Origin of the sequence: Amycolatopsis sp. A133, assembly GCF_031082405.1 — a bacterium.
In the GTDB taxonomy this organism is placed as follows: Bacteria; Actinomycetota; Actinomycetes; order Mycobacteriales; family Pseudonocardiaceae; genus Amycolatopsis.
The window spans coordinates 732,180-756,566 of the sequence record NZ_JAVHJU010000004.1 but is presented as its reverse complement, the minus strand read 5'-3'; the positions used below and the strand labels follow the sequence as shown (position 1 = coordinate 756,566).

Annotated in this window: 22 protein-coding genes; 11 read left to right on the top strand and 11 right to left on the bottom strand. The window is 71.6% G+C overall.

Features of this window, described 5'->3' with window-relative positions; genetic code table 11:
- Positions 1 to 16: 16 nt before the first annotated feature.
- Positions 17 to 775: an MHYT domain-containing protein gene (locus Q5425_RS07690; protein ID WP_308671442.1), complete on the top strand. Its 759-nt coding sequence runs from the start codon at positions 17 to 19 to the stop codon at positions 773 to 775.
- Here Q5425_RS07690 and Q5425_RS07685 read toward each other — a convergent pair.
- Positions 772 to 1,401: a PaaI family thioesterase gene (locus Q5425_RS07685; RefSeq protein WP_308671393.1), complete on the bottom strand. Its 630-nt coding sequence runs from the start codon at positions 1,399 to 1,401 to the stop codon at positions 772 to 774. The two genes, Q5425_RS07690 and Q5425_RS07685, sit on opposite strands and share 4 nt — an antisense overlap.
- Positions 1,402 to 1,586: 185 nt before the next feature.
- Positions 1,587 to 2,336, bottom strand: coding sequence for an SDR family NAD(P)-dependent oxidoreductase (locus tag Q5425_RS07680; protein ID WP_308671441.1), 750 nt, complete (start codon positions 2,334 to 2,336; stop codon positions 1,587 to 1,589).
- Positions 2,337 to 2,393: 57 nt separating this feature from the next.
- On the opposite strand from Q5425_RS07680, the gene Q5425_RS07675 reads away from it, so the two are divergent.
- Positions 2,394 to 2,930: a ferritin gene (locus Q5425_RS07675; RefSeq protein ID WP_308671392.1), complete on the top strand. Its 537-nt coding sequence runs from the start codon at positions 2,394 to 2,396 to the stop codon at positions 2,928 to 2,930.
- A gap of 18 nt (positions 2,931 to 2,948) precedes the next feature.
- Here Q5425_RS07675 and Q5425_RS07670 read toward each other — a convergent pair whose 3' ends face one another.
- Positions 2,949 to 3,560 (bottom strand): helix-turn-helix domain-containing protein, encoded by a 612-nt coding sequence (locus Q5425_RS07670; RefSeq protein ID WP_308671391.1) that lies wholly within the window; start codon positions 3,558 to 3,560, stop codon positions 2,949 to 2,951.
- 57 nt (positions 3,561 to 3,617) lie between these two features.
- Here Q5425_RS07670 and Q5425_RS07665 point away from each other — a divergent pair, with 57 nt between their 5' ends.
- The 4 genes from Q5425_RS07665 to Q5425_RS07650 all read left to right on the top strand — a co-directional run bounded on the left by Q5425_RS07665 (position 3,618) and on the right by Q5425_RS07650 (position 7,154).
- Positions 3,618 to 4,241: a hypothetical protein gene (locus Q5425_RS07665; RefSeq protein WP_308671390.1), complete on the top strand. Its 624-nt coding sequence runs from the start codon at positions 3,618 to 3,620 to the stop codon at positions 4,239 to 4,241.
- A 229-nt stretch (positions 4,242 to 4,470) separates the two neighbouring features.
- Positions 4,471 to 5,508 carry a non-reducing end alpha-L-arabinofuranosidase family hydrolase gene (locus Q5425_RS07660; RefSeq protein ID WP_308671389.1) on the top strand — a complete coding sequence of 346 codons (1,038 nt, stop codon included), beginning with the start codon at positions 4,471 to 4,473 and terminating at the stop codon, positions 5,506 to 5,508.
- Positions 5,509 to 5,520: 12 nt separating this feature from the next.
- The gene (locus Q5425_RS07655) at positions 5,521 to 6,246 is read left to right on the top strand and encodes an SGNH/GDSL hydrolase family protein (protein ID WP_308671388.1); all 726 of its coding nucleotides are present in this window, start codon (positions 5,521 to 5,523) and stop codon (positions 6,244 to 6,246) included.
- Positions 6,243 to 7,154 carry a PHB depolymerase family esterase gene (locus tag Q5425_RS07650; RefSeq protein ID WP_308671387.1) on the top strand — a complete coding sequence of 304 codons (912 nt, stop codon included), beginning with the start codon at positions 6,243 to 6,245 and terminating at the stop codon, positions 7,152 to 7,154. Before Q5425_RS07655 ends, Q5425_RS07650 begins: the two co-directional genes overlap by 4 nt.
- Positions 7,155 to 7,230: 76 nt before the next feature.
- On the opposite strand, the gene Q5425_RS07645 is transcribed toward Q5425_RS07650, so the two are convergent.
- The 5 genes from Q5425_RS07645 to Q5425_RS07625 are packed head-to-tail and all read right to left on the bottom strand — an operon-like array spanning position 7,231 to position 12,735.
- Positions 7,231 to 9,351 (bottom strand): esterase, encoded by a 2,121-nt coding sequence (locus Q5425_RS07645; protein WP_308671386.1) that lies wholly within the window; start codon positions 9,349 to 9,351, stop codon positions 7,231 to 7,233.
- Positions 9,348 to 10,454: an alpha/beta hydrolase gene (locus tag Q5425_RS07640; RefSeq protein WP_308671385.1), complete on the bottom strand. Its 1,107-nt coding sequence runs from the start codon at positions 10,452 to 10,454 to the stop codon at positions 9,348 to 9,350. The genes Q5425_RS07645 and Q5425_RS07640 overlap by 4 nt, the downstream gene beginning before the upstream one ends.
- Before the next feature lie 21 nt (positions 10,455 to 10,475).
- Positions 10,476 to 11,465, bottom strand: a complete 990-nt coding sequence (locus Q5425_RS07635; protein ID WP_308671384.1) for a transporter — start codon at positions 11,463 to 11,465, stop codon at positions 10,476 to 10,478.
- On the bottom strand, positions 11,462 to 12,343 hold the full coding sequence (locus Q5425_RS07630; RefSeq protein ID WP_308671383.1) for an ABC transporter ATP-binding protein: 882 nt from the start codon (positions 12,341 to 12,343) through the stop codon (positions 11,462 to 11,464). The genes Q5425_RS07635 and Q5425_RS07630 overlap by 4 nt, the downstream gene beginning before the upstream one ends.
- On the bottom strand, positions 12,340 to 12,735 hold the full coding sequence (locus Q5425_RS07625) for a GntR family transcriptional regulator (RefSeq protein ID WP_308671382.1): 396 nt from the start codon (positions 12,733 to 12,735) through the stop codon (positions 12,340 to 12,342). Before Q5425_RS07625 ends, Q5425_RS07630 begins: the two co-directional genes overlap by 4 nt.
- Positions 12,736 to 12,942: 207 nt before the next feature.
- Here Q5425_RS07625 and Q5425_RS07620 point away from each other — a divergent pair, with 207 nt between their 5' ends.
- A complete protein-coding gene (locus tag Q5425_RS07620; RefSeq protein WP_308671440.1) occupies positions 12,943 to 14,433 on the top strand; it encodes an alpha/beta hydrolase in 1,491 nt (496 codons plus the stop codon).
- Here Q5425_RS07620 and Q5425_RS07615 read toward each other — a convergent pair.
- Positions 14,361 to 15,758 (bottom strand): NAD(P)/FAD-dependent oxidoreductase, encoded by a 1,398-nt coding sequence (locus tag Q5425_RS07615; protein ID WP_308671381.1) that lies wholly within the window; start codon positions 15,756 to 15,758, stop codon positions 14,361 to 14,363. The two genes, Q5425_RS07620 and Q5425_RS07615, sit on opposite strands and share 73 nt — an antisense overlap.
- A gap of 95 nt (positions 15,759 to 15,853) precedes the next feature.
- Here Q5425_RS07615 and Q5425_RS07610 point away from each other — a divergent pair, with 95 nt between their 5' ends.
- From Q5425_RS07610 to Q5425_RS07600, 3 genes are all read left to right on the top strand, one after another.
- A complete protein-coding gene (locus Q5425_RS07610) occupies positions 15,854 to 16,756 on the top strand; it encodes a class I SAM-dependent methyltransferase (protein ID WP_308671380.1) in 903 nt (300 codons plus the stop codon).
- Between the two features lie 137 nt (positions 16,757 to 16,893).
- The gene (locus tag Q5425_RS07605) at positions 16,894 to 17,583 is read left to right on the top strand and encodes a hypothetical protein (RefSeq protein ID WP_308671379.1); all 690 of its coding nucleotides are present in this window, start codon (positions 16,894 to 16,896) and stop codon (positions 17,581 to 17,583) included.
- Between the two features lie 277 nt (positions 17,584 to 17,860).
- Positions 17,861 to 19,438: a DNA polymerase Y family protein gene (locus Q5425_RS07600; protein ID WP_308671378.1), complete on the top strand. Its 1,578-nt coding sequence runs from the start codon at positions 17,861 to 17,863 to the stop codon at positions 19,436 to 19,438.
- A 10-nt stretch (positions 19,439 to 19,448) separates the two neighbouring features.
- On the opposite strand, the gene Q5425_RS07595 is transcribed toward Q5425_RS07600, so the two are convergent.
- Complete coding sequence (locus tag Q5425_RS07595) at positions 19,449 to 20,411, bottom strand: alpha/beta hydrolase (protein WP_308671377.1); 963 nt, start codon at positions 20,409 to 20,411, stop codon at positions 19,449 to 19,451.
- Positions 20,412 to 20,598: 187 nt separating this feature from the next.
- Here Q5425_RS07595 and Q5425_RS07590 point away from each other — a divergent pair, with 187 nt between their 5' ends.
- Positions 20,599 to 21,411 (top strand): alpha/beta hydrolase, encoded by an 813-nt coding sequence (locus Q5425_RS07590; RefSeq protein ID WP_308671376.1) that lies wholly within the window; start codon positions 20,599 to 20,601, stop codon positions 21,409 to 21,411.
- A gap of 33 nt (positions 21,412 to 21,444) precedes the next feature.
- Here Q5425_RS07590 and Q5425_RS07585 read toward each other — a convergent pair whose 3' ends face one another.
- The gene (locus Q5425_RS07585; protein WP_308671375.1) at positions 21,445 to 24,312 is read right to left on the bottom strand and encodes a BTAD domain-containing putative transcriptional regulator; all 2,868 of its coding nucleotides are present in this window, start codon (positions 24,310 to 24,312) and stop codon (positions 21,445 to 21,447) included.
- Between the last annotated feature and the right edge of the window lie 75 nt (positions 24,313 to 24,387).

Below are 24,387 nucleotides of genomic sequence, written 5' to 3'. Positions count from 1 at the left end.
AGCCCGGAAAATGCCCATGGACCACGAAGACTTCGCGATGGGCAACTGGCTCGTCGTGCTCGCCTACCTCACGTCGGTGGTGGGCTGCGCCCTCGGCCTCGCCTGCACGCTGCAGGCGCGGTCCACCGACCACCCGCGGACCCGGCTGACCTGGCTCGTGCTCGCGGCGGTGTCGATCGGCGGGGTCGGCATCTGGGTCATGCACTTCATCGCGATGCTCGGGTTCTCGACGCCCGGGCTGCCGGTGCGGTACGACATCGTGCGCACGGCGCTGTCGGCGATCCTGTCGGTGGTGGCGGTGTTCTGCGGGCTGCTGGTGTTCGGCGTCCGCAACCGGTTCGCGTGGAAGAGGCTGCTGCTCGGCGGCCTGCTGACCGGGCTCGCGGTGGCCGTCATGCACTACACGGGGATGTGGGCGGTGCAGGTCAAGGGCACGATCGGCTACGACCCGGCGCTGGTGGTGCTCTCGGTGGTGATCGCCGTCGTCGCGGCCACGGCGGCGCTGTGGTTCACGGTCGGGCTGGACAAGCTCCTGCCCCGGCTGGTGGCGGGCCTGGTGATGGGCGCGGCGGTGACGGGCATGCACTACACGGGCATGGCGGCGGTGCGCCTGCACCTGAACCCGGCGGCGCCCGACCCGGCCGGCACCGAGGTGTTCTCGTTCCTGTTCCCGGTGTTCGTGCTGGCGGCGCTGGCGATGGCGGTCCCGATCTGCGCGGTCCTGATGGCGACGTCGAGTTCGGAGGCGCCCCGGCACACGACGCTGGTGCCCTAGTCCGGGGTGTTCACGGGGAACCGGTCGGCGCTGAAGTGGACGAGGATCGCGGTCGCGCTCGCGCAGACGACGTCGCCGGCTTTGAGTTCCCCGCTGGCGTGGAGCTTCCGCCCGTCGCGGCGCACGAGCCGGCCCACGGCGGTGAGCGGCACCGCGTACGGCGTCCCGTGGTGGTAGTCGACCGTCAGGGAGGCGGTCATCCCGGGAAAGCCGGCGGCGGCGGTGGCGCGGCCGAGCACGTGGTCCAGCACGGCGGCGACCCAGCCGCCGTGCACCCGCCCGGGCGGCCCTTCGTGCGCGGCGCCGAGCAGGACGTCGGCGCACACCGACTCCGGTCCCACGTGAACCCACGACAGCGGCGGCGCGAGCGGGTTCCCGGGTCCTTCGAGGGGGTTGTTGATGCTGAGGTGCCCCCCACCTTCGAGGGCGGCGAGCAGCAACGGCTTCGCACTGCCGGCGGCACGCAGGGCCGCGGTGACGTCTTCGATCTGTCGCGCCGCGGCGGCGAGGCCGGCTTCGTCGTCGCGCACGCAGACGGAGGCCTCGATCAGCTCGCGGATCCGGGAGCCGAGCAGGGCCCGCCCGGGTGGCACGCCGTCGACGACGGGGAAGGGATTGTCGGACATCGTGCTCCCCGGGGCGCGGAACTAGAACACGTTTCAGTCTAGCAGGGCTGGGGGATGGTCACCGGCACCGGTTCGGACCGCCGGGAGCTGGGCGATCTGCGTTCAGCGCGTTTCGCGCAGTGCCCGGTCGACGGCCCGGTCGACGACGGTGCGGCCGATTTCCGGCGGATTCGACCCGCAGGGGATCACCAGGTCGGGTGCGCCGTGACGCCGCCGTCGACGACCAGGTCGTGGGCGGTGATCCAGGATGCCAGCGGGGACGCCAGGAACACGCACGCGTTACCCACGTCGGCGGGTGTTCCGAGCCGGCCCAGCGGGGCCGCGCGCTGCCACCGCTCGATGCCCTCCGGCCAGTCCTGCGCCAAGCCCGGTCGCGAAATCAGCCCGGGGGACACCGTGTTGACGCGGATCCCGCGCGGGCCGTACTCCAGCGCGGCGCCGCGGGCGTGCATCACCAGTGCCGCCTTGGCCGCGCTGTAGTGGACGTGCCCGTGCGCCGGCTGGCGGGCCTCGATCGACGCGATGTGCGTGATGCTGCCGCCCTCGCCCATCAGCCGGGCCGCGGCCTGGGTGCAGGAGAACGCGCTCGTCAGGGTCGCGTCCAGCATGGCCCGCCAGCGCTGCGCCGTCAGCCCGTCGAGGGCTTCGACCGGCTGGATCCCGGCGTTGTTCACCAGCGCGTCGAGCCGGCCGCCCCAGTCCGCGACCGCGTCGAGCAGGGTGTGGCAGGCCTGGTCGTCGGTGAGTTCGGCGGCGAACGCGCGAGCCCGCCCGCCGGCGGCTTCGATCGCGCCGACGACGTCGTCGGCGGTGCCGGGGCGGCGGTGGTGCACGGCGACGGCCGCGCCCGCCTCGGCGAACCGGAGCGCGATGCCACGGCCGATCCCGCCGGAAGCGCCGGTGACGCAGGCGGTGGTGCCGGACAGGTCGGGCAGGGGAGTCACCGGGCCGATCGTAGCTGCGCCGCCCGGATCGGCCGTAGGTTGTGGGACATGGCCAAAACCCGGAAGTTCGCCGAGCTGCTGCAGACGCAGATCCGCCACGAGTTCACCGCCGCCCAGCAGTACACCGCCCTGGCCGTCTGGTTCGACGCCCGTGACCTGCCGCGGCTGGCCAAGCGCTTCTACCGGCAGGCGATCGAGGAGCGCAACCACGCGCTGGCGATGGTGCGCTACCTGCTCGACCGCGACGAGCCGGTGGCGATCCCCGGCACCGGCGACGTGCGGAACGACTTTTCGAGCGTCCACGAAGCCATCGAGCTGGCCTTGACGCAGGAACGCGCGGTCACGGCCGACATCGAGGCGATGGCGAAGGCCGCGCGGGTCGAAGAGGATTACCTCGGCGAGCAGTTCGTGCACTGGTTCCTCAAGGAACAGGTCGAGGAGGTGGCGCAGATGTCCACGCTGCTCACCGTGGTCGAGCGGGCGGGCGGCAACCTGTTCGAGGTCGAGAACCACCTGTTCCGCGAGGCGGGCACGGAGGTCGAGGACGCCCCGGACATGCCGCCGGTGGCGGGCGGGAAGCTGTGACGGCGTCGGGAGACCGGTTTACGGCTCGCTCAGCAGTTCCCGGGCCAGCACCCCGGCCCACCAGCGCTCGACCCGCCCGGGCGACCAGCCGCGCTCGACGGTGAACGTGGTGTAGACGTCGACGTTGCACAGGCCGGCGTAGACGTCGACCGCGGTCGGGACGTCCGGCCGCAGTGTCCCCTCCGGCCAGGACGTGAACACCTGGACGCGCGTCCCGTCGGCCGTCTTCCGGGCCGCGCGGTAGAGGTCCGCCAGTTCGGGTTCGGTGCGGCCCGCTTCGCGGACCAGGGCGATGAGGTCGCCCGCGCGCTCGAACAGCCGCCGGTCGAAGGCGGCCATGGCCGCCAGCTGGCCCTCGGGCGCCGCGGCGGCCTCCAGTTCGTCGAGCAGGCGCGGGAGGTCGGCGGTCAGGTCCGCCGCGTCGGCCAGCGCCCGGACCAGGCCGGTCTTGTTCTGGTAGGCCGCGTACACGGTCGGCACCGAGACCCCGGCTTCGCGCGCCACGTCCCGCACCGTGGTCGCCGCCCAGCCCTGGGAGACGAACAGCCGTCGGGCCGCTTCGGCGATGTCCGCCCGGGTGCGTTGCGCCTGTTCCAGCCGGCGCAGTGAGTCGTAACGCCGCTCTGCCATTAGTCCCTTTCGTTGGCTATATTCAATATAGCACCCGTAAAATCAAAGGGGACGATCATGGCTTTCACCGTGCTGGCCGGCTTGGGCGGCCTCGGGTTCGTGCTGCTGGCCGTGGTGGTCAACGTCTGCTACCTCCGGGCCCGGCTCCCGATGCCGGGCGCGAACCCGGACGGCGTCGCCCACGGCTTCGCGGCGGCGGGCGACGCGCTGAAACGGCCGTCGGTGCTGGCGCCGGCGTCCTGGCTGTGCACGACGGCCTTCGCGGCCGGGCTGCTTTCGGTCCTGCCCGGCGCGTGGGCGTTGGCCGGGTTCGCCGGTGTGCTCCTGCAGAACGCCACGTTCGCGGTTGTGGAGGCCCTGCGGTTCGGCATGGCCGCGGCGGCCCGCGACGGCGGTTCGCCGGCCGGCTGGTGGGGGTTCAGCGCGGTGCTCTTCGGGTTCAACCAGGTGTTCCTGGCGACCGCGCTGCTCGGCTTCTCCGTGGCGGGGGCGCAGGCGGGCTTCTTCGCCGGCTGGCACGTCTGGCTCGGGTACGCCAGTGCCGCGCTGTTGTTCGTCTCGGCGTCGGCCGCGCCGTACCACGTCGACGGCACCAACCGGCTCGCTTCGGTGGGGCTGGTCGGCTGGCTGGGCTGGGCCGCCTGGGTCGTCGCCGGCGGCGTCACCCTGCTGGCGTACTGAGCCGGCCGCAAGCGCGAGCCCGTCTGCGACGGACAAAAGACTTCGCGGCGCGTGACGGGTCCGTCATCGACCGTTGTCAGGGAGCGGTACACGGGTTTAAGCTGAGCCCAACAATCGAATGTTATCGCTAACAGAACAACGAAAGTTTCGAGAATTCGTCGAATTTCGGATCCGGTGGCGAAAGTTTCGGCCGCCGCCGGCTCGCTTCTCCCTGTCCCCAGGAGGTTCTGTGAAATCCCGGATCCGGTACCTCACCACCCTCGCCGCGGTGCTGCTGACCGTCCTGGCGGCCGCCCCCGCCGCGGATGCCGCGCTGCCGCGGAGTTTCCGGTGGAGTTCCAGCGGGGTGCTGATCAGCCCGAAGTCCGATGCGACGCACGACATCGCCGGCATCAAGGATCCGACGGTCGTCTATTCGGGCGGTAAGTACCACGTGTTCGCCAGCACCGCGAACGCCGCGGGCTACAATCTGGTGTACCTGAATTTCTCCGACTGGTCCCAGGCCGGTTCGGCCACCCAGTACTACCTCGACAAAACCGCCATCGGCCCCGGTTACCGGGCGGCCCCGCAGGTCTTCTACTTCGCGCCGCAAAAGAAGTGGTACCTCGTCTACCAGAACGGAAACGCCGCCTACTCCACCAACAGCGACATCGCCGATCCGAACGGCTGGAGCGCGCCGAAGAACTTCTACGGCGCGATGCCGGACATCATCCAGCAGAACATCGGATCCGGGTACTGGGTCGACATGTGGGTCATCTGCGACTCCGCCAACTGCTACCTGTTCTCTTCCGACGACAACGGGCACCTGTACCGGTCGCAGACCACCCTGGCGAACTTCCCGAACGGCTTCACCAACACGGTGATCGCGATGCAGGACTCCGACAAGTACCAGCTGTTCGAAGCCGGCAACGTCTACAAGATCGCCGGCCGGAACCAGTACCTGCTGCTGGTGGAGGCGATCGGCTCCGACGGGCGCCGCTGGTTCCGCTCCTGGACGTCCTCGAGCATCGCCGGCACCTGGAAGCCCCTGGCCGCCACCGAAGGCAACCCCTTCGCCCGGGCGAACAACGTCACCTTCCCCGCCGGGCAGTGGACCAAGGACATCAGCCACGGCGAAATGATCCGCTCCGGCAACGACCAGACACTGCCGATCAACCCGTACCGGCTGCAGTACCTCTACCAGGGCAAGGACCCGGACGCGGGCGGCGACTACAACAGCCTGCCCTGGCGGCTCGGCCTGCTCACCCAGACGAACTCGAACTGCTGAGGGAGGACCGTGATGAAGAGGTTCCTGGCCGCCGCGGCGGCCCTGGCCATCGCGCTCACCGGCTCGCCCGGTGTCGCCCACGCGGAGTCGAACGGCGGCGTGCGGATCATGCCGCTGGGCGACTCGATCACCTACGGCACCGGCGTGCCCGGCGGCTACCGGATCGGCCTCTGGCAGCGCCTGGCCGCGGGCCGCTACACCAACGACTTCGTCGGCTCGCAGTTCAACGGGCCGGGCAGCCTCTGGGACCACGACCACGAAGGGCACCCCGGCTGGCGCATCGACCAGATCGACGCGAACGCCACCGGCTGGATGCGCGCCTACAACCCCCGCTCGGTGCTGCTGCACATCGGCACCAACGACGTGCTGCAGAACTACAACGTCGCGGGCGCGCCGGGCCGGCTGTCCACGCTGATCGACCACATCACCTCCGCGGCCCCGAACGCCGACGTCTTCGTCGCGCAGCTCATCCCGATCGGGTGGGCGAGCGGGGACGCCGCCGTGCGGACGTTCAACAACGCGCTGCCGGGGATCGTGCAGAGCAAGGTGAACGCGGGCAAACGTGTGCACCTGGTGGACCTGCACAGCGCGGTGAGCACCGCCGACCTCCCCGACGGCGTCCACCCGAACGCCGCCGGCTACGACAAGATGGCGGCCGTCTGGTACAACGCCCTGCGGTCGGTCCCGGGGAGCATCGGCAACCCGCGCGTCGCCGTGGCCGGAGGGGGGACACGATGAAACGCGTGCTCGGTGCCCTCCTGGCGCTGGTGCTCATGGTCACCGGCCTGGCCGCGCCCGCCCACGCGGCGGCGCTGACCAGGGTGACCGGCTTCGGCAACAACCCGACGAACCTGAACATGTACGTCTACGTGCCCGACCGGGTCGCGGCGCGGCCGGCCCTGCTGGTGCTGGTGCACTACTGCGGTGGATCGGCGAGCTCGATCTTCGGCTGGAACGGCAAGGACTACGTCACCGCGGCCGACCGGTACGGGTACGTCATCGTGCTGCCGGAAGCGACCCGCAGCGAGAAGTGCTTCGACGTCTCGACGCCGAATGCGCTGCGCCGCAACGGCGGCGGGGACTCGACCGGGATCATGTCGATGGTCTCCTACGCCAAGTCCCGCTACAACGCCGATCCGGCGCGGGTCGTCGTCAGCGGGTTCTCGTCCGGGGCGATGATGACGAACGTGCTGGCCGCCCAGTACCCCGACGTCTTCGCGGCGGGCTCGGCGTTCTCGGGCGTGCCCGCCGGGTGCTTCGCCACCACGAACGGCTCGCTGTGGAACAGCACGTGCTCGGGCGGGAAGTCGATCAAGACCGCGCAGCAGTGGGGCGATCTGGCCCGGTCGATGTACCCGGGCTACACCGGCCGCTACCCGCGGATGCAGCTGTGGCACGGCACCACCGACACGACGTTGTCGTACCCGAACTTCGGTGAAGAGATCAAGCAGTGGACCAACCTGAACGGGCTGGGCCAGACACCGGCGTTCACCGACCACCCGCAGTCGTCGTGGACGCGCACCCGGTACGGCAACACGAGTACCCAGGCCACGGTGGAGGGGGTCAGCATCGCCGGCGTCGGGCACTCCCTGCCGATGACCGGGCAGCTGGCGTACGCGATCTCGTTCCTCGGCCTCGATCACTGAGTCTGCCGTGGCCGTCGTGAGTGGTAAAGCGGGTTCTAACCCGCTTTACCACTCACGACCAGCCGCGGCAGACCTCTTACCGGCAGAAGGAAACTTCCGGGTAGCCCGGCTGATCGAGCACCGGCCGGGCTTCGCCCCGCAGGTGCTGGTCGAAGAACGCGTTCACGTACCCCCGGGTGATCTCCTGCGCCCGCACCGCCGTGCCCTTGGCGCCGATGTCGACGCCGAACTCGTCCCCGACCAGCCCGACGTCGGTGAACGACGCGTGCTGCGTGCCCGCCACCTCGACCCAGCGCTTCCACCCGGTCATCTGCGCGTAGTCCCGTTCCCACTCCACGTTCCCCGGTGCGCACTTCGGCACCTGCTCGTGGTTGACGAACATGAACGGCCGCGCCAGCCCCGGTGCGGTGAGCGGGAGCTCGGTCTGCCCGTCGATGTTGATCCCGGCCTTGATCCGGCTGTCGGCGACCATCGCGGGGATGGTGCCGGCGCCGCCCATGGAGTGCCCGGCCATGCCGATCCGCTCCGGATCGATCAGTCCCGCCTGGGAGCGCGTCAGCGAGTCCAGGACGAACGACACGTCCTTCGCCCGGCCCAGCTCCAGCTTCTGCCAGAACGCGCTCTGGTGCGGGACTTCGCAGGACGCGCACCCGGCGAAGTGCCCGTCCGGGAAGCTCTGGCCGGTGTTCTCGTAGGTGTGGCCGATCAGCGCGACCACGTACCCGTGGCTGGCCAGGTCCTCGGCCAGCGCGCTCAGCGTGGCGCGGGGCTTGGTGTAGCCGGGCGACAGCACGACCAGCGGCAGCCGGCGGCCCGACGGCCGGGCGTCGGCGACGGAGTTCGTCACCATCTTGGCGAGCGTGTCGGACGGCACGTCGAGGCCGCTGCCGCTCAGCAACGCCGCCGACTCCGCCGGGGTCAGGTACTGCGTCTTCGGGCCCTTCGCCGAGGCGGCCGGGTAGAAGAGCGAGACCATCAGCTCCCGGTACGGGACCGACGGCACCCACGGGTCGGGCCGCGAAGTGTCCTTCAGGTACACCGCCGTGCTGCCCACCGGCCGGTCCCCGGTGGGGGTGGGCAGGTACGGCGTCGACGTCCGGGCGAAGGCGACCTCCGGGTACTGCGTGGACGGCTGGTCCAGCAGCGGCTGCGGCTTGCCGCGCAGGTGCTGGTCGAAGAACGCCCGGACGTAGGCCGCGGTGATCGCCTGGCCGCGCACGGCCGGGGTGGTCGCGCCGAAGCCGAGACCCAGCTGTTCGCCGACCAGGCCGATGTCGGTGAACGACGGGTGCGCCATGCCGGCCACGGTCAGCCAGCGCTTCCAGCCCTTCAGCTGCTTCCAGTCGGCGTCCCAGGTACCGGACTCGACGCCGGTGCCGGGGGCGTACAGGCTCTGGCGGCCGAAGAACAGGAACGGGCGGTCGAGCCCCGGAGCGAGCAGGGGATCGCTCTGTGTGCCGTCCATGTCGATCCCGGCCTTGATCCGCGGGTCGGTCACCATGGCGTTCACCGTGCTCGTGCCGCCGACGGAGTGCCCGGCCATGCCGATCCGGGAGCTGTCGAGCAGCGGAGCCCACTTCGAGTGCGTCAGCGAGTCCAGCACGAACGACACGTCCTTCGCCCGGCCGCGCTGCAGCTTCTGCCAGAACTCGGGGTGGTAGCTGCCGCAGGCCGCGCAGCCGGTGACCCGGCCGTCCGGGAAGGTCGTGGCCACGTTCTCGTAGGTGTGGTCGACCAGGACCACCAGGTAGCCGTGGCTCGCCAGGTCCTCGGACAGCGAGGTCAGCTCGGCGCGGGGCCGCTTGAAACCGGGCGACAAGACGACGGCGGGCAGACCGCGCCCGGCCGGGCGCGCATCGACGACGGCGTCGGTGCGGACGGTCGTCATCACCGACGGCGGGATGCCCTCGATGCCGGCTTCGTCGAAGACGGCCTTCGCCTCGGCTTCGGACATGAACTGCTTCTTCGGCCCTGGTGCGGGAACCGCCGGGTAGAAGAGGGAGACCATCAGTTCGCGGTAGGGCACCGTGGATACCCAGGGATCGGGCCGCGACGTGTCCTTGAGGTACAGGGCGGTCGTGCCGACGGGCCGGTCGCCGGTCGGTTTCGCCAGCGTGAGCGCCGGTTCCGCCGACGCGGCCGGTGCGGACAGGGTGAGCGCCAGTGTGGTGACGACCATGAGGATTCCGGTTTTCATCCGATGAAGGTCACTTCCGGGTAGGCGGGCGAGGGCGCGGTCAGCAGCGGCTGGGGACGGCAGCGCAGGTGCTGGTCGAAGAAAGCGCTTACGTAGTTCCGCGTGATGGCCAGCGCCCGGTACGGGTCGATCGCATCGCCGAGGTCGACGTCCAGCTGGGCGGCGAGCACGCCGAGGTCGGTGAACGACTGGTGCACGGTGCCGGACACCATGAGCCAGCGCTTCCAGCCCGTCAGGTGGGTCCAGTCGGTTTCCCAGTCGTCGTACGGCCCCGGCTCGCCCGGGGTGTAGCCGTCCATGCTGCCCAGGAACAGGAAGGGCCGCGAGAGCCCCGACACCGGGATCGGGACGTGGACGCTGCCGTCCAGGTCGGCCCCGGCGCGGATGCGCGGGTCGGCCAGCATCGCCTGGGTGGTGATCGCCCCGCCCGCGGAGTGGCCGGTCATGCCGATGCGCTGCGGGTCGATCAGCGCACCCCACTTCGAAGACAGCAGGGCATCAAGCACGAACGACGTGTCCTTCGACCGGACCTGCGCGAACTTCTCCCAGAACCCCGGCTGGTCGTCGACCTCGCAGGCGGCGCAGCCGGTGACGTGCCCGTCGGGGAAGGTCGTGGCGCGGTTCTCGTAGGTGTGGTCGATCGCCGCCACGGCGTACCCGCGACTGGCGAGGTCTTCGGCCAGCGCGGTGAGCGTCGCCCGCGGCTGCGTCCAGCCCGGGGACAGCACGACCAGCGGCAGGCCGTGCCACCGCCCGGCCGGCTTCGCGTCGACGACGGCGTTCGTCCGGACCGTGCTGAAGGCGTCCAGCGGCAGGCCCGGGATGTTCTGCCGCTCGAGGTTGAGTTTCGATTCGAGCGGGGTCATGTACTGCTTCTTCGGCCCGTTCGCCGAGGTCGCCGGGTAGAAGACGGAGACCATCAGCTCCCGGTACGGCACCGTCGGCACCCACGGGTCGGGGCGCGAAGTGTCCTTCAAGGACAGTGAAGTGACGCCGACGGGCTGGTGCCCGGTCGGGCGGGGCAGGTAAGGCGTCGTGGCCGCCGAAGCGGGCGACGCGGACAGCGTGAGTGTGAGTGCGGTGACTGCCGCGAGCGTGCGCATGACTCCCCCAGTCGGAATTCGTCAGGACAGGTGGCGGAGACGGCGGAAGCAGAACCAGGTGAGCAGCGCCGTCACGGCGAGGTAGAGCGCCAGTTCGAGCCACTGCAGTGGCCAGAACCGGGAACCCGGCTGGTAGGTCACGCGCTGCTGGTAGCCGTGGGTGCCCAGCTGGGCCATGCACTGTTCGAGGCTGCCGCGCGGCGGCGGGCCCGCGTCGCGGCCCGGCCGCGGAACGCAGCTCTGCACGAAGTCCGGCAACGGGGTGACCACCTTCCCGGCCGAGTCCACGGTTTCGTTCGCCAGTTCCCACGCGCCGGGCTGTTTCCGCACGCCGATCTCCAGGATGTCGCCGGTTTCGTCGCCGGTGATGTTCGTGATGTTCTCCCTGGTGATCGCGATTGTCTCCGTCTGCGGCGGCAGCAGGTACGGGCGCACGAACATCGGGACCAGCAGCAGCACGGCGGCGAGCGTGACGAGCGTGACGGCCATGGCGGCCACGGTCCGCTTCAGCAGCATTCCGACCGCGACGCCGAGGACGAGCGCGAAAGCCGCGTAGCCGATCGGGACGATGCCTCGTGCGCCGAACACCACCGGCGAGATGCGCGCCAGCATCCCGCGGTCGGTCTGGACGGCGGAGAGCGCGTCGATCGGGCTCGCCCACCACGTCACCGCCACGCTCAGCAGCCCGCCCGCCACCATCGCGGCGAGGATCCCGAACCCGAGTTTGGTGGTGAGCCACCGCTTGCGCGTGACGGTCTGGTTCCACACCAGGCTGTGCGTGCCGCTTTCCAGCTCGCGCGTGATCATCGGGACGCCCCAGAAGACGCCGATCACCGCGGGCAACAGGTACAGCGCCAGGATCGTCCCGCCGAAGAGGGTGTCCTGGTCGGAGAAGTCCGTGCGCCCCACCAGATCCGGCCCGGTGATCACGAGCGGGACGGCGATCGCGAGCAGGCCGGCGAGCATGGACAACGCGGAAAGGCGGAACTGGCGCCAGGTCAGCCAGGTCATCGGAGGACCTCCAGGGCGGGACGGGCGGCGGTGGGGTTGCTCATGTACTCGAGGACGAGGTCCTCCAGGCCGAGCTGCCCGACCGTCCACGCGGGATCCAGGATCGGTGCCTCGGTGCGGACGAGGACGGTGGTCTGGCGGTCGGTGTGCTTCGCCGAGACGACGTGCTGGTCCGCCGGCAGCGTCTCGACGTCGCGGCGCGGCCCGGAGAGCCGGTGGTGCGTCGCGAGCAGCGTCTCCACCTCGCCGATCACCCGGACCTGCGAAGCGACCAGCACGACGAGGTGGTCGCAGACCCGCTCGAGGTCGTTGACCAGGTGCGAGGACATCACCACGGACAGCCCGTGTTCGGCCACGGCTTCCATGAGGTCCTGCAGGAACTCCCGGCGGGCCAACGGGTCCAGCGCCGCGACCGGCTCGTCGAGCAGCAGCAGTTCGGGGCGCTTGGCGATGCCGATGGTGAGCGCCAGCTGGGCGCGCTGGCCGCCGGAGAGCTTGCCGGCGTGCTGCTTCGGGTCCAGCCCGAGCCGTTCGACGCGTTTTGCGGCGAGCGAAGCGTCCCAGCGCGGGTTGAGGTGGGCGCCGAGCCGCAGGTGCTCTTCGATGGTCAGTCCACTGTAGACCGGCGTGTTCTGGGCGACGTAGCCGACCTTGGCCAGCTGCTCCGGGCCACTGCCCGGTACCCCGCCGCACACTTCGATCGTGCCGGTCGTCGGCTCCAGCATGCCGGCCGCGATGTTCAGCAGCGTCGACTTGCCGGCCCCGTTCGGGCCGACCAGCCCGGTGACGTGACCGGCTTCGATCTCCAGCGTGCAGCCGGTCAGCGCCGGCTTGCGCTGGTACTTCTTGCCCAGTCCCTGGGCGCGCAGGACGGTCACGCTATTGCCTCTCTGGCGGAGTCGCGAAACGTGGACATCAGCAGGGCCTCGATGCTCTCTTCGTCGAGACCGGCCTTGCGGGCCTTGCCCAGCCAGCGGCGCAGGTCCTGCCGCAACGGCCCGAGCACGGCGAACGACGCGCCGCCGTTCAAGGTCGCCGTCACGAACGTGCCGACGCCGGGGCGGGCCGAAACCAGGCCGTCGTGCTCCAGTTCGCGGTAGGCCTTCAGCACGGTGTTCGGGTTGATCGCGAGACTCGCGACCACGTCCTTGACCTTCGGGAGCTGGTCTCCCTCGTTCAGCAGGCCGAGGCGCAGCGCGTGCCGCACCTGCTGGACCAGCTGCTGGTACGGCGACAGGCCGGACCTCGCGTCCAGGTGGAACTCGATCATGGGCAACTCCATTTATCTAGTTACCTAGCACTATAGCTAAGTGGTGCCAGTGGGGCCAGTGATCTTTTCCGGGACCGGAGCCAACCTCGCCGTGGCTGCGGCGTCTGTGGAGGCGAAGTGATCGTTTCCTCTCCGAAGGGACTTTTTGTGCGTCGATTTTCTGGGGGAGGCATCGTCCGCGGCGTGGTCGTCGCGCTCGGTGTCTCGATGGCCGTCGCGGCGGGGCCGGCGGTCGCGTCCGCGGCACCGGCATCCATGGACACACTGCCGGCGCCGCAGCTGAGCTGGAGCGACTGCGCGGACGGTTTCCAGTGCGCCAAGGCATCGGTGCCGCTGGACTACGACCGGCCGTCCGGCGCGAAGATCGACCTCGCGCTCATCAAGCTGCCCGCCACCGATCCGGCGCACCGGATCGGCTCGCTGTTCGTCAACTTCGGCGGCCCCGGCGCGTCCGGCCTGCAGCGGCTGCGGGAACGCGGCAAGTGGCCGTGGCTGTTCTCCGACGAACTGCGCGCGCGGTTCGACCTGGTTTCGTGGGACCCGCGCGGAATCGCCAACAGCACGGCGGTCCGGTGCTTCGACTCCCTGGCCGAGCAGCAGGACTTCTTCGGTTCGTTCCCGGAGATGCCGGGCGACCCGAGCGGGAACGCGGCCTTCTACGCCAAGTCGAAGGAGCTGGCCGACCGCTGCTCGGCGAAGGCCGGCCCGATCCTCGAGCACGTCTCCACGGCCAACACGGCCCGCGACCTGGAAATGCTGCGCCGCGCGGTCGGCGACCCGAAGCTGAACTACCACGGCATCTCCTACGGCACCCAGCTCGGGGCGACGTACGCGAACCTGTTCCCGAACCGGATCCGGGCGATGGTGTTCGACGGCACCATGGATTTCGCCGGCAACTCCACCGGCCGGAACGGCAACGGGAAGAGCGTCCCGCTGGACACCCGGCAGGACGTCGCGACCGGCATCGCGCAGACCTTCGAGCAGTTCCTGCGGCTGTGCACGGAAGCGGGCCCGAAGTGCGCGTTCTCTTCAGGCGACCCGAAGGCGAAGTGGGCGGCGCTGACGGCGCGCGCCAAGCAGGCCCCGATCGTCAGCGACGGCGAGACCTGGACGTACTCGGGCATCGTCAACGCGGCGGCCGACCTGTCGGACTCGCGGGGCTGGGCGGACATCGCCGCGCTGCTGCAGCGGCTCTACGACGCTCCGGCCACGCCCGCGCTGCGTACCGCGGCTGTCAAGGGTGAGCAGTACGTTTCGAACCGGACCGAAGCGTTCAACGCCATCCAGTGCTCCGACAGCGACGTGCCCACCGACCCGGCGATCTACAGCCGCTACGCCGAGTCGGAAGACCAGCGCGTCCCGTATTTCGGGCGGATCGCCGTGCTGGACATGATGAGCTGCGCGTTCTGGAAGGCGAAGGACACCGACCGCTACCCAGGACCGTGGAACCGCCCGACGTCGGCGGAGATCCTCGTGCTGAACAACCGCTACGACCCGTCCACCCCGCTGCACGGCGCTCAGGACGGCGCCGCGGAGCTGGCGCGGGCGCGGGTGTTCGTGACCGAGGGCTACGGCCACTCGTCGATGTACGTGCCGAGCACGTGCACCGAAAAGGTCAAGCGGGACTACCTGATCTCGGGGACCTTCCCCGCCGCGGGCAAGACCTGCTCGATCGACGCCAGTCCCTTCGCGGGCTGATCGCCGGGGCGGGCCGCACCGGCGACGGTGCGGCCCGCCGCCACGAAGGCGTCCCGCGGGTGCTGCACCGAAGCCAGGCTGACGATGTCGCGGCCGAACAGCGCCTGCGTCAGCCACACGGCGAGGACCCGGACCTTGCGTTCCCAGGTGGGTACGGCGAGCACGTGGTAACCGCGGTGCACGAGCCACGCCGGGAAGCCCTTGATGACGAGCCGCCGGTACTGGAAGATGCCGCGGCCCAGGCCGAGGGTCGCGATGGCGCCCAGGCTGTGGTGGACGTACGGCTTCGGCTCCCGGCCGCGCAGCGTCGCGATGATGTTGCGGGCCAAGAGTTTTCCCTGCCGGTACGCGTGCTGGGCGTTGGGCACGGCCCGCGCGCCCGGAACCGGCGAGGCGAGATCGGGCACCGCGGCGTCGTCCCCGGCCGCCCAGGCATCGGCCACGCCCTCGACCCGTAGATCCGGCCGCACGACGACGTAGCCGCGTTCGTCGACCGGGAGGTCGGTGTGCCGGCTGACGACGGGGTTGGCGTCGTTGCCCGCGGTCCAGACGATCAGCTCCGAGTCGAACTCCTCTCCGGTCGAGAGCGTCACGTGGCCGTCCTTCGCCGACGTCACCAGGGTGTCCAGGTGGACGTGGGCACCCCGCCGGGTCAGCTCCCGCACGACCCAGCGCCCCGGCCGGCCGGTGACCTCGGGCAGGATGCGGTCCGACGCTTCGACGAGGTGGAACCGCAGTTCGTCGCGGCGCAGTTCCGGGTAGCGCTTGAGCAGCGCCGTCGCGAGCGACAGCAGTTCGCCGAAGCCCTCGACGCCCGAGAAGCCGCCGCCGACGAAGGTGACGGTGAGCAGCTTCCGCCGCCTGTGGCCTTCGGGCAGCGCGGCGGCGCGGTCGAAGGCGGTGAGCAGCCGGTCCCGGATCGCGACAGCCTCTTCGACGTGCTTGAGCCCGATGGCCTGGTCGGCGACGCCGGGCACGGGCAGCGTCCGGGTGACCGCGCCGGCGGTGACGACGATCAGGTCGTAGCCGATCTCGAAGGGAGCGCCGTCGGCGGCCTGCACGGTGACGACGCGGTGGCCGTGGTCGACGGCGGTCACCTTCCCGGCCACGATCCGGGTCCGGCGCAGGTGCCGCCGCAGCGACACGGCGGCGTGGCGCGCCTCGACCGAGCCGGCGACGACCTCGGGCAGGAACGGCTGGTAGGTCAGGTAGGGCCGCGGCTCGACGAGGGTCACTTCGGCCTCGCCCCGCCGCAGCTTCTTTTCCAGCTTCCAGGCGGTGTAGAAGCCCGCGTAACCACCGCCGACGATCAGGATCCGACGCATCTGGTCCTCTTTTCTCGCTTCACCCCGTGGACGAGGTGGCGGCGGCGGGTGTGACCGCGACGTGCGTCACAGCGGATGCGGCAGAATCGGCGGAGATGACTTCTCACAGGCATGACGGCGACACCTGGGACCTGGCGGCCGGCGTCGGCGCGACCGCCACGATGGCCGCGGCCGCCCGGGCGATCGCGACCCGCACCGATCCTTCGCTCATCGACGACCCCTTCGCCGAGCCGCTCGTCCGGGCGGTCGGCGTCGACCTCCTCGCCCGGCTGGCGAGCGGGGAAGTGGCGCCCGGCGAGCTCGTCGAGCAGGTGTGGATCGACGTGGCCAAGGTGCGGACCCGGTTCTACGACGAGTTCTTCCGCGAGGCCGGCCTCCCGCAGGCCGTGATCCTGGCTTCGGGGCTGGATTCCCGCGCGTACCGGCTGCCCTGGCCGGCCGGGACCGTCGTCTACGAGGTCGATCAGCCGCAGGTCCTCGAGTTCAAGACCCGCACGCTGGCCGGGCTGGGCGCCGAGCCCACCGCCGACCGCCGGGTGGTCGCGGCCGACCTGCGCGGCGATTGGCCCGGCGCCCTGGGCGCGGCCGGCTTCGACCCGGCGCGGCCGACCGCGTGGAGCGCCGAAGGACTGCTGGGCTACCTGCCGCCCGACGCGCAGGACCGGCTGCTGGACACCGTCACCGAACTCAGCGCGCCGGGCAGCCGGGTGGCCACCGAAAGCCGGCCCACCCCGCGGCCGGGCGACGAGGACCGGACGAAGGAAGGCCTGAACCGGATCTCCGAGCGCTGGCGCGAGCACAGCTTCGACACCGACATGGCGAAGCTGCGGTACTTCGGCGAGCGCAACGAAGCGGCGCCCTACCTGTCCGCACGCGGCTGGACGCTGAGCGGGAGCACCGTCCGCGACCTGCTCGCCACCCACGGTCTCGCACCCTTGGCCGTCGATGACCTGCGCACGGGTGACGTGCGCTACGTCAGCGGCGTCCGCTCCCCCTGACGTTCCGTCCGGCTTGACAGCGGGCCCGCTCGTCTCGCAGTATGCGAACAAGTGTTCGATGATTGTTCTGGGTTCGCCTGTGGCTTCCTCACGCGGGTGTCTCCGGTGCGAGTACGTGGTGCTGGAGGTGGTCGGTGGTGGCGGTGCCGGAGGCGCTGGCCGGGCTCACGGCGATACCGGGGGTCCGCACGGCCGCGCAGCTGCGTGAGCCGGGTTCCGGCGAGCTGCTGGCGGTGCTCCCCGAGCTGTCCCGCCTGCTCCCCGGCGGCGGTTTGCGGCGCGGCAGCACGATCGCGGTGCGCGGAGCGACCTCGTTGGTACTGGCCCTCCTCGCGGCGGCCACCCGCACCGGTTCCTGGGCGGCGGTGACGGGCCTGCCCGACCTGGGCCTGGCCGCGGCGGCGGAACTCGGCGTCGACCTGGAGCGCATCGCCCTGGTCCCGAACCCGGGCGCGGAGCTGGTGGCGGTGCTGTCGGCCCTGGTGGACGGATTCGACGTGGTGGTCCTCGGCCCCGCGCCGGCCGGCGGCGTGCAGCCGCAGACGGCCCGCCGCCTGGCGGACCGGGTCCGCAACCGGGGAACGGTTTTGCTGACGGCGGGCCCGTGGCCGGGCGCGGAGCTGGAGCTGAGGGTTTCGGGCCGCCGCTGGCACGGCCTGACGCAGGACGGGCACGGCCATCTGCGCACCCGCGAGGTGGTGGCGACCAGCCGCGGAAGGGGAGCGGCGGCCCGGCCGCTGTCGGTGGGGCTGCAGCTGCCGGGCCCGGCGGGAGCGGTGACGGCGGGCGGCTCACCGGGGCGGCGGCTGGTCGAGGTGGCCGGATGAGCTCGGCGGCGTGGCCGGTCGAGCTGCGGGTGGTTCGGCTGTGCGGGGCGTTGAGCTCGGTCAAGCCGCGGGTGGCCCGGCCGCACACGGTGGTCGGTCAAGGTGAGTGCGGTGCCGGCTCTCCACGCCGGGCGCACGGGATGAGCGCGGCCAGGTCGCGGGTGGCCCGGCTGCACACGGTGGTCGGTCAAGGTGAGTGCGGTGCCGGCTCTCCACGCCGGGCGCACGGGATGAGCGCGGCGCTGAGCCCGATGAGGTGGCCGGCCGGTGCCGCCGGATGAGTGATGCGCCACGGTTGCTGGTGCTGTGGTGTCCGGACTGGCCGGTTGTCGCCGCCGGGGCTGCTGCCGGGACTCCGCCCGCCTCGCCCGCCGCCGTTTTCTCCGGCAACCGGGTTGTTGCCTGCTCGGCCTCCGCGCGGCGCAGCGGTGTCGGGCGGGGGATGCGGCGGCGGGATGCCCAGTCGCGCTGTCCGGAACTCGTGGTGCACCAGCACGAGCCCGATCGGGATGCGCGGCTGTTCGAACCCGTGGCCGCCGCCGTCGAAGGGCAGGCCGTGGGGGTCGAGGTCGTGCGGCCCGGGCTCGTTGCCGTGCCCGTCGACGGGGCCGCCGGGTACTTCGGCGGGGAGGCCGCCCTCGCCGAACTGCTCATCGACGAGGTGGCCGCCCGGGCCGGGGTCGAGTGCCAGGTCGGGGTGGCCGATGGGCTGTTCGGCGCGACCCTCGCCGCCCGTCGGGCCGCGCTCGTTCCGCGTGGCCGGACCGCGGACTTCCTCGCGCCGCTCTCGATCGCCGAGCTGAACCAGCCGGGTGAGGAGCGCGGTGAGCTCGTCGACCTGCTCAAGCGGCTCGGCCTGCGGACCCTCGGCGCCTTCGCCGCGCTGGCCGAACGCGACGTCGCCGGCCGCTTCCCGAAGGACGCCGTCACCGCCCACCGCCTCGCCCGGGGCCTCTCCGAACGCCCACCGCTGCGCCGCGCCCTGCCGCCGGACCTGAGCGTCACCGAAAGCTTCGACGAACCCCTGAAGAGAGTCGACGAAGCCGCCTTCGTCGCGAAGACCCTCGGCGAACGCTTCTTCGCCGGGCTCGCGAACCACGGGCTCGCCTGCACCCGCCTGGCCATCGTCGCCGTCACCGAAGCCGGCGAAGAACGCGTACGCGTCTGGCGCTGCGCCGAACCCCTCACCGCCCGCTCGACGGCCGACCGCGTGCGGTGGCAGTGCGAAGGCTGGCTCACCACCCGGGACCGGCCCACCGCCGGCATCGTCCGGCTGCGCCTCGACCCCGAAGAGGTCGTCGGCGGCCAGGCGCTGCAGCTGCAGCTCGGCTCGGTGGGCCGCGACGCCGACGCCGCCGAACGCGCCGGCCGCGCCCTGGTCCGCATCCAGGGCCTGCTGGGCCCGGACGCCGTCGTCACGCCGCTGCTCGACGGCGGCCGCGGCCCGGCCGAACGCGTCCGGCTCATCCCGTGGGGCGAGCCGCGCCGTCCCCTCGCCGCGGACCGGCCGTGGCCGGGGCGGCTGCCCGCGCCCTCGCCGACCGTCGTGCCGCCGCGGCCGGTGCCGGCCGAGGTGCTCGACGCGGTCGGCGACGTCGTCCGCTGCACCGGGCGCGGCGAGCTCGGCTACCCGCCGTCGACGGTCGCCGTCGGCGGCGGGCCGCCGCGCCGGGTCCTCGGCTCGGCGGGCCCGTGGATCGTGCACCCGGCGCTGCCCGCCCGCGGCGAACCGCCCCTCGCCCGGATCCAGGTGGTGCTGGAAGGCGACACCGCGGAAGACGGCGACATCGCGCTGCTGCTCAGAGCGGCCGTCGGCGAAGATCCACAGTGGACGGTCGAGGGCTGCTACGACTAGCGGTGCGGTGTCAGGCGGGACGGCGTTCCGGCGACGATCCCCGCCGGTCCAGCCACTTCAGGATCGCCTGGTTCGTTTCGTCCGGCTTTTCCTGCTGGATCCAGTGACCGCAGTCCAGGCCGGCCACTTCCACGCCGGGCACGAACTCCACCAGCCGTTCGGACCTCGGGACCGCGTCACGGTTGCCGTAGATCATGAGTGCGGGCTGTCGGATGACCGGGTCCACGTCGGCCAGCAGACGCCAGTTGCGGTCGAGGTTCCGGTACCAGTTGATACTGCTCGTGAAACCTGTCGACTCGAAGGCGGAGACGAAGACGGCCAGTTCGCTGTCGCTCATGACGGGCTCGCCGAGGGGTGTCTCCGTCCTGGCGAGATCGATCATCGCCATCCCCGGCCGAGGCGGTTCCGGGGGCTCGTTCTTCCGGAACAGGTTGCGCAGGAACCGGGCTGTGTGCTCGTCGAGCACGGCGTCCGCGACGCCCGGCTGCCGGTTGAAGTGGACGAAGTAGTAGTCGGCGCCGAGCACGGCCTCCATGAACTCGATCCAGGGCACCTCTCCGCGCTCTTGGTAGGGCAGGCTCAGCGCTACCACGCTGTTCACCCGGTTCGGGTGCAGCAGGGTCAGGCCCCAGACGACGAATGCGCCCCAGTCATGGCCGACGAAGGTGGCGTCCTCATAACCGTAGTGATCGAGGAGCGCGACGAGGTCACCCGACAGGTGCTCGATGTCGTAGTCCGTCACTTCGGCCGGACGGGACGAGTTGCCGTAGCCCCGCTGGTTCGGGACGATGACGTGGTAACCCGCTGCGGCGAGGACCGGCACCTGGTGGCGCCAGGAAAAGGCGTGCTCCGGCCAGCCGTGGCAGAGCACGATGGGCTTTCCTGCGTTCTCCTGGCCCGCTTCGAAGACCTCGAGTTCCACGCCGTTGACGGGAACAAGGGTGGGTTCGGGAAAGCCGGTCGGGTCGACCATGGCACGTCCTCTCTGTCGTCCGAGGCGTCGGCGCAGCCGGCGGCCGATGCGGTCAGGTCGTCATCGTGCCAACCGAAACAGGTCATCCCCTGACCAGTTTCCTGGGGGAATGTGGCGGTGACCGGCCCCGGTGCGGGTGTCCGGGCGGTGTCAGGGCCGTGTCAGGCGGGACGGCGACAGTAACCGCATGACCGAGAACAGCACCGCCCCGACCACGACCACGACCACGACCGCGCGCTGGACCGGCCTGGTGCCGGTGGAAGACACGGCACTGGCCGTCACCGACACCGGCGGCCCCGGCCTCCCCGTGGTCTACCTCAACGGCCAGTTCGCCACCCAGGGCTACTGGCGCCGTGTCCTCGCCGAGCTCGGCACGCAGTTCCGGCACATCACCTTCGACGAGCGGGCCCGCGGCAAGTCGAAGCGGTCGGCCGACTACTCCTTCGAGGCCGCCGTGCGCGACGTCGACGCCGTGCTCGCCGCCCGGGGCGTGGAGCGGGCGCTGGTGGTGGGCTGGTCCTACGGTGCCGTCGTCGCCGCGCACTGGGCCGAGCGGAACCCGCGCCGCGCGATCGGCGCGGTCCTGGTCGACGGCGCCTACCCGCACGACTGGCTCGACGACGCCATGGAGCTGCGGATCCGCAAGCTGTTCAAGCGCATGAGCTGGTTCATGCCGCTGCTGCGCCCGACCGGCCTGACCCCGCGGATGACCGCCGCCCAGCAGGCCGAGAGCCACATCGAACTCGGCAAGCTCTCCCGCGAGCGCGCGCTGGGGCCGGTGCTGGACGGCCTCACGGTGCCGGTCCGGTACGTGATCGCTTCGGGCACGTCCTTCGGCAGCAAGGGCGAGGAGCAGGAGCGGATCCGCGCCGCCCTCGACGCCGTGGTCGCCCGGAAGGCCAACATCACCAGCGAGAAGGTGGCGAGCAACCACGGTGCCATCCTGCGCAAGGACTTCGGTGCCGTCGCCGGCGCGGTCCGCGGTATCGCCAACGCGTGACACGGGTGCGGCCCATCGACGAGCCGGCGGACCTCACCCGCCCGCCGCGTCCAGTGCGGCCTGCACGCTTTCGGCGCGCTCCGGCAGGCCGACGGCCTGCCACAGCCCGACCGCCAGGCCCAGGTGGTGCCGGGCCGCGGCCGCGTCGCCGAGTTCGCTTTCGAGCTCGCCGAGCTGCTGCCAGCACGCCGCCTCGTTGCTGCGGTCGCCGTTGAGGCGGAACACGTGCGCGGCGCGCTGGAGGGCCGACTCCGCGCGGGGCCGGTCGCCGAGTTCCGCGTAGATCGCGCCGAGCCGCTGGTCGGTGTAGGCGCCGCACCGCTCGTCGCTGAGTTCGCTGAAGATCGTCAGCGCTTCGGTGAGGTCGCGCAGCGCGGCCGTGGTGTCGCCGATCCCCAGGTGGTACCGGCTGAGCGTGCGGAGGATCACCGCCTGCCGGTGCCGGTCGCCAAGGTGGCGCGCGATCCGCAGGCCGTGCTCGATCCACGCGCCCGCGTCGTCGGCGCCCTGTTCGAAGCCGATGATGCCGATGGCGGCCCGGATCTGCGCTTCCGCCTGCCGGTGCCCGGCGGCCACGAGGTGCGTCAACGCCTCCTTGTCGACGGTCAGCGCCGCGTCGAGTTCGCCGCGGACGCGGTGCACGGTGCCCAGGCTCGCCAGCGCGAGTCCTTCGCCGCGGCGATCGCCGATTTCCTGGTACAGCTTCGCGCACCGGTGCAGGTCTTCCCGGGCTTCGGCCATTTCGTCGAGGTAGATGTGCACCTGGCCCAGTCCTTGCAGCAACGCGGCTTCACCGTGGGTGTTGCCGGCCGCGCCGGCGGCTTCCAAGGCGATCTGGTGGCTGCGGTTCCAGTCCTGGTAGAGGCTGCGGTGGTCGTAGTACGGCACCGCGGCGATCGCCAGCTCCCAGGCCAGTTCGTCCAGCTCCCACTCGGCCGCGAGCTCGATCGCCCGCAGCAACGTCCCGCGCTCGGCGTCGAACCAGGCGATGGGGTCGACGATCGTGTGGTCCGGGGTCCAGCGCGGCGCGCGGCCCGGCGTCGGCCGGAACAGGCTGGGGGAGCACAGGTCACGGGCCTGCTCGGCGAGGGCGAGCCAGGCGGCGAGGACCCGCTCCACCGCCGCCCGGCGTTCCTCGGCCGGGTAGCAGTCGTGCGCGCCTTCCGACGCGTAGGCGCGCAAGAGGTCGTGCAGCCGGTACCGCGGCTGGCCGGCGCGGTCGGTCGTCACCAGGCGCACGAGGTAGGCGTCGACGAGCGCGTCCAGCACGTCGTCTCCGGCCGGGTGGCCGAGGAGCGGGCCGATCACCCACGCGGGGAGCGTTTCCGCGCCCAGCAGTCCCAGCAGCCGGAACGCCCGGACGGCTTCGCCGGGGAGCAGACGCAGGCTCAGGTCGAAGTTGGCCCGCACGTCGAGGTCACCGACCCGCAGCTCGCGCAGCCGCCGGGACTCGTCCTCCAGGCGTTCGCGCAGCACCTGCAGGGTCCACGCCCGCCGGCTCGCGAGCTTCGCCCCGGTGATCCGGATGGCCAGCGGAAGCCGTCCGCACAGCCGGACGATCGCGTCGGCCGGCTCCGGTTCCCGCTCGACGCGCTCCGCGCCGGCGATGCGGGCCAACAGGCTCCGCGCATCTTCCGCGGACAGCACGTCCAGCTCGACGTGCTCGGCACCGGCCAGGTCCGCCAGCCGGTGCCTGCTGGTGATCACCACCGCGCAGCCGCCGGACGGCGGCAGCAGCGGCCGCACCTGCTGGGCGCCGGCGGCGTCGTCGAGCAGCACCAGCATGCGGCGATCGGCCAGCCGCGACCGGTAGAGGGCGGCTCGTTCGTGCAGGCCGGGCGGCATGACGGCGTCCGTGACGCCGAGCGCGCGCAGCAGCTCGGCCAGCATCATCGCCGGGTCGCGGGGCACGGTGGAGGTGCCGGCGAGGTCGAGGTAGAGCTGGCCGTCGGGGAACGCGTCCCGTGCCTGGCGGAGCGCGCGCACGGCGAGCGCCGACTTCCCGGTGCCGGGCGCACCGGCGACGACCACCACCCGGCGCTCGGCCAGCAGGTCCAGCAGCTCGCCCAGCGGCCCGGCACGGCCGGTGAAGTCCGGGATGTCCGCGGGCAGCTGGGCGATCGGCCGCTGCTCCCCGCCCGCGGTGACCGGCTCGAGCGCGGGATCGGCGCGCAGGATCTGCGCGTGCACGCGCTGCAGGCCGTGGCCGGGGTTGGCGCCGAGCTCCTCGGCCAGCAGGTGCTGGATGCCCTGGAACACGGCGAGCGCGTCGCCTTGGCGGCCGCTGCGGTAGAGGGCGATCATCAGCAGCTCCCGCGCGCGTTCGCGGTACGGGTGCTCCTCGGCGAGCCGGGACAGCTCGGGGATGGCCAGCGCGTGCTCCCCGCGCAGCAGGTCGAGCTCGGCGAGGTCTTCCAGCGCGCCGAGGCGGTACTCGTCCAGCCGGGCGCGTTCGGTGGCGGCCGCCGGGGTGTCGAGGCCGCTGAAGGCGGGCCCGCGCCACAGCGTCATCGCCTCGGCGAGGTGCTGCCGGGCGGCGATCAGGTCGCCGTCGCTCCGGGTTTCGCGCGCCCGGGCGAGCCGGGCCGCGAACTGAGCGCTGTCGAGCTGGTCGGGCGCCACCCGCAGCAGGTACCCGGTGCCCACCGTCTGCAGCGAGCCGTCGTCGAGCTCCAGCGCCCTGCGCACCTCGCCGACGTACTTCTGGACGAGGTTGACCGCGCTCCTCGGCGGTCCACCGCCCCAGGCGCCCTCGATGATCTGCTCGCGGTCCACCCGCTGGTTCGCGTGCAGCAGCAGCACCCCGAGCACCCGCAGGCACTTGCCGGACCCCACTTCGACCGGAGCCGCGCCGCGCCAGGCCGCGACCGGCCCGAGCACGCCGAATCGAACACCAGGCATGCCAACGCCCCCCTCCCGTGGGCGAGAGTACCTCCGACCGGCGACGTTCCGTAAGACTGCAGTGCGGTTGCAGTG

Excerpts from the sequence above, each read along its gene's own strand:
- Q5425_RS07665 (WP_308671390.1), top strand. The coding sequence starts at position 3,618 with ATGGCTTTCACCGTGCTGGCCGGCTTGGGCGGCCTCGGGTTCGTGCTG.
- Q5425_RS07640 (WP_308671385.1), bottom strand. The coding sequence starts at position 10,454 with ATGCGCACGCTCGCGGCAGTCACCGCACTCACACTCACGCTGTCCGCG.
- Q5425_RS07655 (WP_308671388.1), top strand. The coding sequence starts at position 5,521 with ATGAAGAGGTTCCTGGCCGCCGCGGCGGCCCTGGCCATCGCGCTCACC.
- Q5425_RS07615 (WP_308671381.1), bottom strand. The coding sequence starts at position 15,758 with ATGCGTCGGATCCTGATCGTCGGCGGTGGTTACGCGGGCTTCTACACC.
- Q5425_RS07600 (WP_308671378.1), top strand. The coding sequence starts at position 17,861 with ATGAGTGATGCGCCACGGTTGCTGGTGCTGTGGTGTCCGGACTGGCCG.
- Q5425_RS07585 (WP_308671375.1), bottom strand. The coding sequence starts at position 24,312 with ATGCCTGGTGTTCGATTCGGCGTGCTCGGGCCGGTCGCGGCCTGGCGC.
- Q5425_RS07595 (WP_308671377.1), bottom strand. The coding sequence starts at position 20,411 with ATGGTCGACCCGACCGGCTTTCCCGAACCCACCCTTGTTCCCGTCAAC.
- Q5425_RS07675 (WP_308671392.1), top strand. The coding sequence starts at position 2,394 with ATGGCCAAAACCCGGAAGTTCGCCGAGCTGCTGCAGACGCAGATCCGC.
- Q5425_RS07690 (WP_308671442.1), top strand. The coding sequence starts at position 17 with ATGGACCACGAAGACTTCGCGATGGGCAACTGGCTCGTCGTGCTCGCC.
- Q5425_RS07635 (WP_308671384.1), bottom strand. The coding sequence starts at position 11,465 with ATGACCTGGCTGACCTGGCGCCAGTTCCGCCTTTCCGCGTTGTCCATG.
- Q5425_RS07590 (WP_308671376.1), top strand. The coding sequence starts at position 20,599 with ATGACCGAGAACAGCACCGCCCCGACCACGACCACGACCACGACCGCG.
- Q5425_RS07625 (WP_308671382.1), bottom strand. The coding sequence starts at position 12,735 with ATGATCGAGTTCCACCTGGACGCGAGGTCCGGCCTGTCGCCGTACCAG.
- Q5425_RS07670 (WP_308671391.1), bottom strand. The coding sequence starts at position 3,560 with ATGGCAGAGCGGCGTTACGACTCACTGCGCCGGCTGGAACAGGCGCAA.
- Q5425_RS07650 (WP_308671387.1), top strand. The coding sequence starts at position 6,243 with ATGAAACGCGTGCTCGGTGCCCTCCTGGCGCTGGTGCTCATGGTCACC.
- Q5425_RS07685 (WP_308671393.1), bottom strand. The coding sequence starts at position 1,401 with ATGTCCGACAATCCCTTCCCCGTCGTCGACGGCGTGCCACCCGGGCGG.
- Q5425_RS07620 (WP_308671440.1), top strand. The coding sequence starts at position 12,943 with ATGGCCGTCGCGGCGGGGCCGGCGGTCGCGTCCGCGGCACCGGCATCC.
- Q5425_RS07645 (WP_308671386.1), bottom strand. The coding sequence starts at position 9,351 with ATGAAAACCGGAATCCTCATGGTCGTCACCACACTGGCGCTCACCCTG.
- Q5425_RS07610 (WP_308671380.1), top strand. The coding sequence starts at position 15,854 with ATGACTTCTCACAGGCATGACGGCGACACCTGGGACCTGGCGGCCGGC.